Source organism: Geobacillus sp. CAMR5420 (assembly GCF_000691465.1).
Lineage (GTDB): Bacteria > Bacillota > Bacilli > Bacillales > Anoxybacillaceae > Geobacillus > Geobacillus thermoleovorans.
On sequence record NZ_JHUS01000009.1, the window covers coordinates 1 to 12,112 of the forward strand.

Below are 12,112 nucleotides of genomic sequence, written 5' to 3' on the forward strand. Positions count from 1 at the left end.
CATGTTGTGGTGAAGAGCCAGCAAATGAACGTTTTGGAAAAATCAAACCGCTTTTTGCCGTTTCTTTTCACGCAAAATTTCAGACTTAATCAAATTTTATACATCATTACTTCGTTTATAATGTGGGCTTTCATTGAAACAGAATTGTTAAAAACTTGTGAATAACTTGGTGTCTAAACTTTTATTAATTTCAATATTTTTTGTTTTTATTGATTCTTTAATGGTGCCTGAGGAATCAAAAACTTCCATTTGTATCATTATTCCAGTGTTTGGCTCTATATTTAATTTGAAAGTTTTTGCGTTATATCGTTTTGAATACTCACTATTCAGTTTACCTTCTATTACTACCGTCTTGACTCCTGCTATATTTTCCTGCCCTGTGATATCCCATCGTGCATCATCTGCTAAAAGTCCCATTGCTATATCTTCTGGAAATAAAGAAGTCTTCGCTATTCCCATATAGGACGGATCTATTCTGTGTATGTAGGCTTTTTCTCCATCTACTGTAGTAATCCGTTCATGGATGGTCGTGTTTTTTAAATAATTACGTTCCTTTTCACTCACTTTTCCTACTTTTACGATAGTTTTTATAGGAACATTGCTTTTAGTAACACTATTCGTTTGATAATCACTAGAACCACTATTGTAATTAATCAAATTTTCTCCATCATATACGCTCACTTCATAGCCTGGTTCAGCTGCAGTAGTTATACCATTCTTATTTTCCTTAGCCAGTCCGCGAACTTTTTCATAAGATTTGGGGCTGTCAGAAAGATCTGTTTGATAATCTACACTGATATGAAAATTACCTGATTCACTAAAATATTCAAACGATCCTTTTGCTGTTTTATAATGATCAATAGAATTTAACATCAAGGTTTGAATTTTAGTTTTTTGTTCATCTGTATTTTGCACTTTTACTTTTTGAATATTTGCGCTTGCCTGAGCCACGTTGTCTTGGCTTCCAGCAATATCTGTACCATTATATACCACTAATGAAACGGCTAATACCACACTAGCAACTCCAGCAATCAAAAATTTTTTCTTCAAAGCACTCACCCCTAATTAATAAGTAATTTTTGTAGCATCTGCTCCCACATTTCCTAACTTGGTAGTTAAAGATGTGTTAATTACAATCATATGATTCCACTCTTTATGGGTTTTAAGAAAATTCCAACCACCAGGTGCTGTATTTTGATTAATATACACAATACCGCCAAACTCATCTATTTGATAAGCTGTTCTTGGATTTGTAAAATCTTTATTGTTTAAGTAGACATAATGAGCGGCATTTTTGTCGTGTGCATAAAATCCCCAAATATACGCATAATCAGTATCAAAGCCATTAACGGTTGCCGAAACGATCCGATAATCATTGTAGTATCCAGAACCTGTCTTGTAGGTCCAATTTCCCTTTTGTTCACAGTATCCAGGGGCACTGCTTAAAGCATCATTATCAACGATATCAGTAGCTGCAAAAGTATTAGTTGAGAAGAAAGTGAATCCCATAACTAGCGAAAGAATAGATAAATAACCTTTTTTGAACATAAAATCCCCTCCCTTGTTCGATTTTTTATGATTCCTATACTATAAAATGTAAATCAAAACGATCATTTTTTCACCGCCAACTTGTGTCGGAACCCCGCCATTTTTTGACGGTGCGCCCGCCAATTTTGGCGGACTAGACAAAAACGCCCTCATCCATCCGATGAGGACGTTAACAACATATAATGCTCTGGAATGAGTCCCAATTGTTTTGCTTTTTCCACCGCTTCTATCCGAGAAGATACACATAATTTTGAAAAAATACGCGATAGCTGTCTTTCTAGGCTCCGCTGGCTCATGCAGTGCTTTCTTGCAATCTCTTTATTGCTTAAACCGTTGGCAACCTCTATCAATATATTTTGTTCAAACATGTCGAGCGCGATATGTTCCTCCTCTTCTTCCATCCTAGCTTTCACTTCGAAAAGCCGCAGCTGGCGCAGTACATGCACAGGAATAACCGCCTCATCTCTTAACGCACAGCGAATCGCCGTCACTAATTGCTCGCTTGATGCGGTTTTACTGACAAAGCCTGTAATGCCTGATTCAATGAAATAATTTAAAAAAGGAACAATATCATATCCGGTATAGATGACAATTTTCGCATTTGGCTGTTTTTCGAGAATTCGTTTACTCAATTCAATACCGCTCATATCCGGCATACGCCAATCAAGCAAAAACACATCATATGTACGTTGTTCCATCATCTGCTCCGCCTCTGTGCCAGATGTAACAAGTTCTACTTGAAAATCTTGTTCGCTCTCGAGCATATTCTTTGTCCCTTCACCAACAAGGCGATGATCATCGACAACCAAAATGTGAATCATCTAGTCATTTCTCTCCTTCCTATGCTTATAATGGAATGGTGATCCGTATATCTAGCCCCTCGCCAAGTTGTGATGTCATCTCGCAAGTTCCACCTAAGCCTTGCACACGCTCTTTTATGCCAAACAAACCAAGCTTTCCATCATAATGATTTAATTTTTTCATGTCTATACCTATACCATTGTCAACATAATGAAGTTGAACTTCCTCATTTTGAGTCTCCAATGTTAGTTGAATATACGATGCCTGCGAATGTTTCAGCGCATTGTTTAATAATTCTTGGATCATCCGATATATTGCAAGTTCTCGTTCTTCATCTAATTTGGTTGATACATGAATATTCCACTCCACTTTGATATTTGAACGCAAATGAAATCTTCTGATTAATTCGGCTAATGCTTCTCTTAATCCGACTTGTTCCAAAAACGGCGGTCTTAATTCATGGCACGTTTCTCTTGTTACATCAATCATATCTACGATTTCTTCTTCGATGTCGTTTAGCTGCTTTTTCATTTCTTCCATACGCATATTTTGAAAGCGCAAGCTCTCCACTTTTCGTTTTAAAACAATTAAATCTTGAAGAATCGTATCGTGCAAGTCAATGGCTAACTTTCTTCTTTCCTTTTCCGACCATTGAAAGATCAAACGAGTGAGCCAAACAGAATGGCTTCTTTCCTTTAAATTGTCTAACTCTTTGATGAAATCCTCTACTTTTAACATATTTTCAATCGTGACGCTGGCATAATAGACAATGGTGGATAACCAATCTTTTTGTTCTGCCCGAAATGGAATGGGATGTTTCTTTTTTCCTATCAATAGTAAAGGACTTTGTCGGAATGAGCCTACAAAAACCGCAAACAAACGCTTATTTTCAATCATTTTTCCAATCGAAAGTGGTTGACCATCCATCTTTTTGATTAACTTCATCCACTCTTTTTCATCGCAATGAAAAGGGGCTTGCCTATTTTGGACCGCCAATTGTACAAAAGCCAGATTCTCTATATCTAATACTTCCCTCACTTCTTTTTCCAAGCATTGGATGACTTCTTGCATATTTCTTTGTTTTTTTAATGCTTCACCGATTCGATATATACTTTCTTGATAAAAGTTTTTTTGTACATATAACTTCGTTCTTAATGTTCGATCAAAATATCCTTTTGAATAGAGAACAAGGATATTGATTACATAAATCAGTAAAAACAACAAAGTGAGTTCAGCAAATCTCCTTGCTTCATGAACAAATTTGGCATAAAGCAATGTAACAAGAAAAGCCGGAAATAATGATAAAAGAGCATAGTATACAAAGTGATTGATGGAAAACTGCAATCGAAATAGCCGATCCGTACAAATCAAATAAAGAAAGACGGAAGGCAACACAAAAAACGAAGTAACGGTTAATTCAGCTGGTAGTACCCATTTTCCAATGATTAGAACGGGGAGATCATAAAATAAAACAAATGGTGCGGCAGATAGCCCAATTGCGAAAAACACCCCTTTAACCGTATGTCGCTGTTCATCTTTTTTAAAATAAACGAATCCTTTTCCTAACAAAGCGAGAATGATGACCATGTTGATAAAAAATGTCGTCAATAGCACTTCCGCTTCACTTATCGAACGAAACGATAAAGACTCGAGTGAGACAACAAACATCAAAAAGTTAAACCCATAAAGGGAAAAGACAATTTTTTTCGCAAACCACACTTTCTTTTCTTTTTCAAAATAATGATAAACGAAATGCAAAAAGACGGCAGGCAATATGAAAAATATACCGTTAAATATTTGCCGCCCAAACGGCGCATATTTCGCTGATAAGCTGGCACTGATATAACAAATCCCTGTCAATAATAAAAAATAGATCAGCACGGTTGCCGATTTGTCATTCGGCCGCAGACGAAGCAAAAAAATGCTTAAACTAATAGCGAATAGAAAAAAACCCGCCGGTAAGGCAATATAATACAGCCATTGTTCCGTTCCATGCGATTTATAGTCAACCTTCAATGTTTGGATTTGATTTTCTCTCTGAATCGTTATTGTTTTCGCTTGTTCAATTGTTTTGTATTCCCGGACAGTAAAATGGGAGAGCGGAGGCTTTCCATCCACTTTCAGCACTTGATCATTAATATGAATACCATGTTTTTTTGCCCAACCAAACTCGTAAATATCGTTAACAATAATATCACCATTCTTGTTTTCTATTACATCCATACCAATCAATGGATGCCTAACATTTAAAATGGTTAAATATAGCGCTACAATCAAAGCAACAATCATCGCAATGACTGTTCGATTCATCTTTACCTACTTCCAATATCCAAGCAGCTCCGTCGATTCACTAAATACCTTTACAACCGCTTTTACCTCTAACTCACTTAAACCGATCAAGCTCACCGTACCATTTTGTAATTTTTCGATGACTTCTGGATGTTCTACTAAAAAGCGAATGATTTTTTGCATCGCAGATCTCCCTCCAACATTACAAAATCATTGTTTTCAGTACGGATTTGTACCTATCGTCTACATCCAGTTTCTCGATTTCTTGCAAAGCCTTTTCCTTGTAAATCTGGCTTATCACTTTAGCATAATAAAACGCTCCTTCCTGTTCCATTTGCTGAAGTGCTTTTTCTTTTTGGACATACATCCGATCGTAGTCTATATCGTTGTTGAAATACTGCTTCCACAAGTTATTTTGTTTGCTTTCTAGCATATACAAAATCGGAAGCGACTTTTTCTTTGCTTGAATATCCGCTTTTTTATCCCAGTTGTATAGCGCATCAAGATCATTGTCGATTTGTGCTGCAATGCCGATGTAGCGAGCATATGTTTCAATCGCTGCGATGTCCTCTTTTCCTGCTAATAATGCTCCGATGACACAAGCCATCGCAACAAGAGAGCCTGATTTTTTCTCTACCATTTTTAAATAATCTGCCTCTGTTTGTACGTCACACCCCACATCAAGCTGTTGTCCGTGTACACTTTGCAACAAGCAAGACGTAACATATGACAGTGCCTTTAATTTTTTATTACTAGAAATCGGTACATTCGCAATCGCTTGCTGACCAAGCAGCAAGAACCCGATCGCAATATGAAGAGGAATAGCTGTATCCTCGAAACGATCTTGATCGACTATATCATCAAATAAATCCCCAGCAATCACGATCAATTCAATAGCCGCTGCGATATATGTTGAGTGATCTCCTTGTATCGAAAACAAGTCATAATGCAAATAAGCCAACCGCCCAAACAACAAATCGCTCCCTTTCATATGTTGCTCGATTGCCACGAGCATGTGCGCTTTCAGTTGTGGTTCCGACACCAATTGTTCCACGATTTCTTTCATTTGTTTCGCTATTTTTTTCTTTTTCACTCATCCTATCGCACCTTGAACAAATATTTACAAATAATATTGGACAAATTCAATGAAATTCCTTCCTGAAAAATAAAAAGACTTGTCCAAGATTGTGACAAGTCTGGTAAAAAACATCATCCATGTGTTCTTTTGGCTCTTCACCACAACATGTACTTGACAAGCAATACGGTTTCCTGCCCAAAGATGTGCAAAAATCACTGATTTGTTGATTTTCCCTCACAAGCGTAAATAGAGTATGTTCAGAAAAAATCAAGTACAACTTTTGGTGAAGAGCCACATTTGGCTCTTCACCACAAAGTGTACTTGACAAAGAAAGACGATTATGATAAAGACAATCAAAATAGCATTTTTCCTTTTTATACCACACATCTCTTTGAGCAACATTGCTATCATGTTTATCTTTAAAAGTCAAGTACATCTTTTGGTGATGAACCCCTTTTTTGTTTGGTTGTCAATTTATGTTATTTATGTTAGTGAATTTGCTCATCTACAGACCATACTCAAGTTTAGTGGCTTATATCTTGGAGCTGTTCCTTGGAGAGAAAATTCTCCAAGGAACTTGTTTCAGTGAAAATACGCGTGCCTTAATGGGGCATATTCATGCCTAGAAGGCTGGTGATTGAATGAAAAATCAGCTCAACAATAGTTGTTGGAGGACACCTTTTTCAAGACGGCTTCCATCTTAGGAAGTTTTGCGTCAGGGCCACTGTGTTTGTTGGTTGCCTGAAGCGTATGGAAGAAGTCAACATCTGGTGGCCTGTCAAAACCCTTTTGGCGTCACTTTCTTTTCGACTTTGCGCAGCAGCCAGTCAAAGGCAATCGCTAAGATCGCTGCGGGGATGGCGCCGGCTAAAATCAAGTTTTTGTCGGCGATGCGCAAGCCGCGGTCGATCAAGTCGCCAAGCCCGCCAGCGCCGATGAAGGTCGCCAAGGCGGCGACGCCGATCGTCAGCACCGTTGCCGTGCGCACGCCAGCCATAATGACGGGAAGCGAGAGAGGAAGTTCAACCATCCATAAAATTTGCCGCGATGTCATCCCCATCCCCCGGCCAGCGTCCACCAGCGCCGGGTCGACGCCGAGAATGCCGGTGTACGTGTTGCGCAAAATCGGAAGCAAGGCGTACAGCGTCAACGCGATGATCGCCGGCAGTTTGCCGATGCCGAAAATCGGAAGCATAAACCCAAGCAACGCCAGGCTCGGAATCGTCTGAATGATGGCGGCCACGCCAATGATCGGCTCGGCGAGTTTGCGATGCCGCGTCAATGCGACGCCGAGCGGCACGGCGATGACGATCGCAATGCCCATGGCGATAGCGGATAAGAGCACATGCTCTTGAAAGGCGATCCAAATATCATTCTTTCGTTCGATCAACGTCTGCAACAATTCCATCGTATCCCTCCTTGGCGGAAAAAGCGGCAGCGGATGGCTGCTGCTTCGTCGTGAGAAGTTCAGATAAAAACGGTCATCCCTTTTTATTCGCAAGCAGAACGAATTCCGTTGACAAACCGCTCGAGGCCATTTTTCCTTTTCAACATGAGGCATGTTGTTCAAGCGAGGCGATTGCGGCATCGAGTTTTCCGGCTGTGATTTGCCTGCGCATGTTCCGTTGCCCGTTATGCGTGCTGCTGAAACGTCCACTCCGCGAGTGCGCGCATCATGCTCGAGCGCGTAATCCCCCCGATAAGACGGTCGCCATCGAGCACCGGAATGATGCGCACATCAGGGTCTTGGAACAGAGCGGCGACGTTCGTGACGTCCGCTTCTTTCGCCAACGTCGTCACATCGTAATCGGCGATGTCGGCGACTAACAAATGCTCTTCCCGATAGCGCTCCTCGATTTGTTTCAGCGTCACGATGCCGAGAAAGGCCTGCTTTTTATCGACCACGACCAGGCTGTCGACTTTTTTCGCTTTCATCAATCGGAATGCCTCGGCCAAACCGCGGCGCGGCGAGATCGTCGCGACGTCCGCCGACATTAAATCTTCCGCCGTCGGCACGGCCGTCTGGCGGGTCCGCAGCCGGTCTTCGCCGATAAACTCGCGGACGAACGAGTTCGCCGGCCGCCGGAGCATTTGGTCGGGCGTCGCAAATTGGACGATTTCCCCGTCCTTCATCAAGGCGATCCGATCGGCGATTTTAATGGCTTCATCCATATCGTGGGTGACAAAGACGATTGTTTTTTGAATCTCTTCTTGCAGGCGGACGATGTCATCTTGCAGCTGCTCGCGGCTGATCGGGTCAAGAGCGCTGAACGGTTCATCCATCAAAATGATATTCGGTTCAGCCGCCAAGGCGCGGACGACGCCGACGCGCTGCTGCTGGCCGCCGCTGAGCTCTGACGGGTAGCGGTGCTTAAACGTCGCCGGATCCAATCCGACGAGCTCAAGCAGCTCATCCACCCGCTTTTCATAGGCGTGTTTTTCCCACTTTTTCAACTTCGGCACGAGCGCGATGTTTTCCGCGATCGTCATGTGCGGAAACAAGCCGATTTGCTGGATGACGTAGCCGATGTTGCGCCGCAGCTCAACCGGGTCGAGCTCGGAAATGTCTTGCCCGTCGATGTACACTTTGCCCGATGTCGGCTCGATCAAGCGGTTGATCATCCGCATCGTCGTCGTTTTTCCGCACCCGCTCGGCCCGATCAAGGCGACAAGCTCACCTTTGCGGATTTCAAGATTCATATTTTTTAAGGCGACAAAGCCGTCCTCATACTGTTTCGTCACATTCTCAAATCGAATCATCCACATTCCTCGCTTTCTAGTCGATCAGTCCTTCCGCTTTTAAGAAGTCGATCGCCACCTCGCGCGGCCGTTTTCCTTCCAAGTTCACTTGGCCGTTGAGTTCCATCATCTTTTCATCGGTTAAAATATTGGCCAACTTGTTCAGCTTCTCTTCCAGACCCGGATTGGCATCGAGCACTTCCTGGCGGATGATCGGCACGGCGTGGTACGGCGGGAAGTAGTGTTTGTCATCTTTAAGCACGACCAAATCGTATTTTTTGATTCTTGCATCGGTTGTATAGGCCGTGATGACGTCAATCTCCCCATTTTTCGCCGCTTCGTATTGCAAGTCCGGATCGATTGTCACTTTTTTCTTGAATTGAAACCCGTACGTATCGACAAGCCCGTCATAGCCGTCGCTTCGCTCAAAAAACTCGGCGTCCGACCCGAAGGTGAGGGAGGACGAGTGTTTGGCCAAATCGGAGTGCGTTTTCACCCCAAGTTTCTCGGCAAGATCCTTGCGCAACGCCAAGGCGTAGGTGTTGTTAAATCCGAGTGGTTTGAGCCAAGCGATGTTGTATTTTTTCTTATATAATTTCTTCGTTTCATTGTAGATTTGTTCGGGCGTCTTTTTGGGGTCGTACGGCTGTTTTAAAATGTTCAAATACCCTGTCCCTGTGTACTCGACATACATGTCGACATCGCCATTTTCAATGGCCTGCTGCAACATAAACGCGCCGCCTAAACTGTCCTTCACTTCCACATCCAAATCGGTGTTGGCCTTTACATATTTCGCCAACAAATGCGTCAAAATCACCTGCTCGGTAAACTTCTTTCCGCTAATCACAATTTTTCCTTTCGCATCGCTCGTTCCGTTGCAGGCAGCCAATCCAAATACAAGCCCAACAGCGAGCAAAGATCGGATCCATTTTCGCAACACAATTCCTCCTTTTTCGGCTGTTGTCATACAAATAAAGGGGGATGAAAAAAGGCGGCAACAAGACGCGGAGGGGATGAAAAAGCGTCACAAACAAAGGATACCGCAATTTGGGTGCAACTGGCAAATTTGGTATCAGCCGATATGTTTGCCTCTCGCCTGCTCTCGCGGTGATGATGGCCCTCTCCTCCTTGATCCTAAAAAATGCTCCGGAATGCTGGCGAATCCTTCAGAATGCTCCGAATTCGAGATGTCCGAACAAGCCCGCCGTTTATCCATCAACATGCTGGCTATGCATTCCCCCGCGCCGTTGATCGAAAGGTTGGCAGGCTCCATGGCGAAGACGAACGGATCGACACGTGAACAAAAAAACGGCAGCCCACGGCTGCCGGGTGAAAAAGGAATCCGTGTGGAACGTTTTTTATGGGGAACGCATTAGGCATGAACAAGGCGATGAAGGGTGCTTTCCGTTTTGAAAACGCGGGCGTTCAAGACGTGCAGTCCCGCTTCATGTTCGGCGAGGGCAGGCAGCACTTTGTCTTCGAGGATGGATGTGATATGGGTGAGGTCGCCTTTCATATGGTGAAGGTCGTGCGCCATCGCCTCGTATTTGGCGGTCAGCACTTCTTGCCCATGGCGGAGCGCTTCAACGATCGCCTTCGTTTCATTCGTGCGCTCATCCAGCAAGTCGATTTGTTGCGCAAGCGTGGTCGTCTGCTCGTTCAGTTGGGCGACTTGATGTTCGACAGTGCCCATGCGTTCGTTGAGTTGGGCGACTTGATGTTCGATAGTGCCCATGCGTTCGTTGAGATGAGCAACTTGGTGCTCAAGGTTGCTTGTCCGCTCATTCAACTGAGTGAACTGCTGCTCAAGGGCGCTTGTTCGTTCGTTAAGCTGTGCGACCTGGCGTTCGAGAACGCTCGTGCGCTCATTCAGCTTGGTCATTTGAGCTTCAAGAGCACCTGTTCGTTCATTGAGCTGGGCCACTTGCCCCTCCAAGGCGCCAACCCGTTGCTCGAGCGATTCGACCGCCGCGCGCGTCGCTTTCACTTCATGCAAAATTTCCCGCAGCAACGCTTCCATTCGTTTCACCTCCTTTTCCCCTCTATTTTACAAAAAACGCGCGCCGATGGCGAGAAAAAATAGGAAAACGGTTTTTGCTAGAAAAAGAGCGGAGAAAATCGTTACAATAAACAGTAGGAAAAAACCGAAGCAAAGGTGGACGGAGATGGACGCCACGTGGTTGAAGCCCATTGTCGAAACAAAATATTTATCGACGGAAAACGCGCACCGCTACCGGGCGATTTTGCGCTATTTCTACATTCAGCACGAGCGGATGCGGCAATATTTGTTTCCGGAAGAAGTGTACGCCTTTTTAAAGCAGCACGAGGAGTTTGCGGATTACACGGAAGATGACTTGCAGCAAGACCTCGACCAGCTCGTCAAATGGAACAACTTGATCGCCCGCCAAGAGACGTCCCATGTCCGGACGATTGAAGAGTTTAAGAAAAAGCGGTTTCGCTACCAATGCAGCCCGTACACGGTGGAGATCGAGCGGATGATCCGCACCCTTGAGCAGCTCGGGGATTCGTTTGGAGGGTCCCTCGAGAAAACACGGTTCGACCGTTTGTATGCATCTCTTTCCCGCATGGAGGCGATCATCGCTTCTGATTTTCAAGAACAAGCGGATGAAATGCATCAAGTGTGGGAAGAGACGTTCGATTATTTTAAGAAAATCATCCGAAATTCCGCTGACTATATCGCTTATTTGCACAGTGAAAACTTGGAAGAGCGGATGACGTCCGAGTCGTTTCTCGTCTATAAAGAGCAGTTTACGGCGTACTTGCGCGATTTTATCGTCGCCTTGCAAAAAACGTCGATGCAGATTGAACAATTGCTTGAAGATCTGCCGGAAGAAGGGGTTCGGCAGTTCATCGAGCGTGTCGTCGACTATGAGCGGTCGATCCCGCGCTTTGCCGATGCGCCGCCGCCGCGCGCTGTGCAGATTGAAGAAAAATGGGAAACGTGGCGCAGCTTGTGCGAATGGTTTTTAGGGCGCGACGGGCGCGAGAGCGAGCTTTCGTTTTTGCAATACCAGACAAATGAGGCGATTCGCCGTCTGACGCGCGTCGTGCAGCGGCTTGGCGAGCGGCATCATCATTTTCGCAGCCGCAAAGGCGACTACTTGCATTTGGCGCGCTGGTTTTCCCGCCTTGAATCGATTGAAGAGGCGCACTGCCTGTCAGCGGTCGTATTCGGCTGCTTCCATACGAAACATCTCGTGGCCGATTTCGGGGCGACAGACAACATATACCGCGACGTATGGGACGATCCGCCAGCTGAGTGGGTGACGAAGCCGCGCGTCCGCCATTACGGGGAAAAGAAAAAGCCGCAGGCGATAGAAGATAAAGAGCGGGAGAAAGAAGAAGCGCGCCTCCGCTATTTGGAAGAAAAAGCGCGCGAGGAAGCGGCGCTTAGGCAGCTTGTGACCGACGGGAAAATCGTGCTGGCTGACCTTCCCGAGGTGACTCCATATGTACGAAAAACGCTGCTCGGTTGGATCGCCAAGGCGATGGGGCGCGAGGGGCAAGCTATTAAGACAGAAAACGGGTGGGTGGTCAAGGTGGCGGCGAAAGAGGGGACGATTTGCCTTCGGGCGGAAGACGGGGAACTCGTAATGCCCAACTATGAAATCCACGTGCTGGCAGGAGGTGAATGAG

13 protein-coding genes are annotated in these 12,112 nt (G+C 44.6%); 2 read left to right on the forward strand and 11 right to left on the reverse strand.

Translation table 11 applies throughout. The features are described from left to right. Positions 1–147: 147 nt before the first annotated feature. The 10 genes from DI44_RS14520 to DI44_RS14475 form a co-directional block, all read right to left on the reverse strand. Entirely contained in the window at positions 148–1,050 is a 903-nt protein-coding gene (locus DI44_RS14520) for a hypothetical protein (RefSeq protein ID WP_101878866.1), read from the reverse strand. Positions 1,051–1,065: 15 nt separating this feature from the next. Continuing rightward, on the reverse strand, positions 1,066–1,548 hold the full coding sequence (locus tag DI44_RS14515; protein WP_020756630.1) for a hypothetical protein: 483 nt from the start codon (positions 1,546–1,548) through the stop codon (positions 1,066–1,068). 149 nt (positions 1,549–1,697) lie between these two features. Further along, positions 1,698–2,369 (reverse strand): response regulator transcription factor, encoded by a 672-nt coding sequence (locus DI44_RS14510; RefSeq protein ID WP_033024558.1) that lies wholly within the window; start codon positions 2,367–2,369, stop codon positions 1,698–1,700. A 25-nt stretch (positions 2,370–2,394) separates the two neighbouring features. After that, a complete protein-coding gene (locus tag DI44_RS14505; RefSeq protein WP_033024559.1) occupies positions 2,395–4,659 on the reverse strand; it encodes an ATP-binding protein in 2,265 nt (754 codons plus the stop codon). Between the two features lie 6 nt (positions 4,660–4,665). Further along, entirely contained in the window at positions 4,666–4,821 is a 156-nt protein-coding gene (comX, locus tag DI44_RS14500; RefSeq protein WP_033024560.1) for a competence pheromone ComX, read from the reverse strand. A gap of 19 nt (positions 4,822–4,840) precedes the next feature. Further along, positions 4,841–5,731 (reverse strand): polyprenyl synthetase family protein, encoded by an 891-nt coding sequence (locus tag DI44_RS14495; RefSeq protein ID WP_020756636.1) that lies wholly within the window; start codon positions 5,729–5,731, stop codon positions 4,841–4,843. A 49-nt stretch (positions 5,732–5,780) separates the two neighbouring features. Beyond that, positions 5,781–6,152 (reverse strand): hypothetical protein, encoded by a 372-nt coding sequence (locus tag DI44_RS19290; RefSeq protein WP_206741748.1) that lies wholly within the window; start codon positions 6,150–6,152, stop codon positions 5,781–5,783. Positions 6,153–6,494: 342 nt separating this feature from the next. Next, entirely contained in the window at positions 6,495–7,124 is a 630-nt protein-coding gene (locus DI44_RS14485; protein WP_033024563.1) for an ABC transporter permease, read from the reverse strand. 224 nt (positions 7,125–7,348) lie between these two features. Next, entirely contained in the window at positions 7,349–8,476 is a 1,128-nt protein-coding gene (locus DI44_RS14480; RefSeq protein WP_033006926.1) for a betaine/proline/choline family ABC transporter ATP-binding protein, read from the reverse strand. A 16-nt stretch (positions 8,477–8,492) separates the two neighbouring features. Continuing rightward, entirely contained in the window at positions 8,493–9,395 is a 903-nt protein-coding gene (locus DI44_RS14475; protein ID WP_050483814.1) for a glycine betaine ABC transporter substrate-binding protein, read from the reverse strand. Positions 9,396–9,468: 73 nt separating this feature from the next. On the opposite strand from DI44_RS14475, the gene DI44_RS18570 reads away from it, so the two are divergent. Beyond that, a complete protein-coding gene (locus DI44_RS18570) occupies positions 9,469–9,831 on the forward strand; it encodes a hypothetical protein (RefSeq protein WP_128723143.1) in 363 nt (120 codons plus the stop codon). On the opposite strand, the gene DI44_RS14465 is transcribed toward DI44_RS18570, so the two are convergent. Beyond that, positions 9,828–10,475 (reverse strand): coiled-coil protein, encoded by a 648-nt coding sequence (locus tag DI44_RS14465; RefSeq protein WP_033024566.1) that lies wholly within the window; start codon positions 10,473–10,475, stop codon positions 9,828–9,830. The genes DI44_RS18570 and DI44_RS14465 overlap by 4 nt on opposite strands. A gap of 145 nt (positions 10,476–10,620) precedes the next feature. On the opposite strand from DI44_RS14465, the gene DI44_RS14460 reads away from it, so the two are divergent. After that, positions 10,621–12,111 (forward strand): TIGR02677 family protein, encoded by a 1,491-nt coding sequence (locus tag DI44_RS14460; protein ID WP_033024567.1) that lies wholly within the window; start codon positions 10,621–10,623, stop codon positions 12,109–12,111. Position 12,112: the final 1 nt, after the last annotated feature.

Excerpts from the sequence above, each read along its gene's own strand:
- DI44_RS14505 (WP_033024559.1), bottom strand. The coding sequence starts at position 4,659 with ATGAATCGAACAGTCATTGCGATGATTGTTGCTTTGATTGTAGCGCTA.
- DI44_RS14515 (WP_020756630.1), bottom strand. The coding sequence starts at position 1,548 with ATGTTCAAAAAAGGTTATTTATCTATTCTTTCGCTAGTTATGGGATTC.
- DI44_RS14465 (WP_033024566.1), bottom strand. The coding sequence starts at position 10,475 with ATGGAAGCGTTGCTGCGGGAAATTTTGCATGAAGTGAAAGCGACGCGC.
- DI44_RS19290 (WP_206741748.1), bottom strand. The coding sequence starts at position 6,152 with ATGTACTTGACTTTTAAAGATAAACATGATAGCAATGTTGCTCAAAGA.
- DI44_RS14510 (WP_033024558.1), bottom strand. The coding sequence starts at position 2,369 with ATGATTCACATTTTGGTTGTCGATGATCATCGCCTTGTTGGTGAAGGG.
- DI44_RS14460 (WP_033024567.1), top strand. The coding sequence starts at position 10,621 with ATGGACGCCACGTGGTTGAAGCCCATTGTCGAAACAAAATATTTATCG.
- comX (WP_033024560.1), bottom strand. The coding sequence starts at position 4,821 with ATGCAAAAAATCATTCGCTTTTTAGTAGAACATCCAGAAGTCATCGAA.
- DI44_RS14485 (WP_033024563.1), bottom strand. The coding sequence starts at position 7,124 with ATGGAATTGTTGCAGACGTTGATCGAACGAAAGAATGATATTTGGATC.
- DI44_RS18570 (WP_128723143.1), top strand. The coding sequence starts at position 9,469 with ATGAAAAAGCGTCACAAACAAAGGATACCGCAATTTGGGTGCAACTGG.
- DI44_RS14480 (WP_033006926.1), bottom strand. The coding sequence starts at position 8,476 with ATGATTCGATTTGAGAATGTGACGAAACAGTATGAGGACGGCTTTGTC.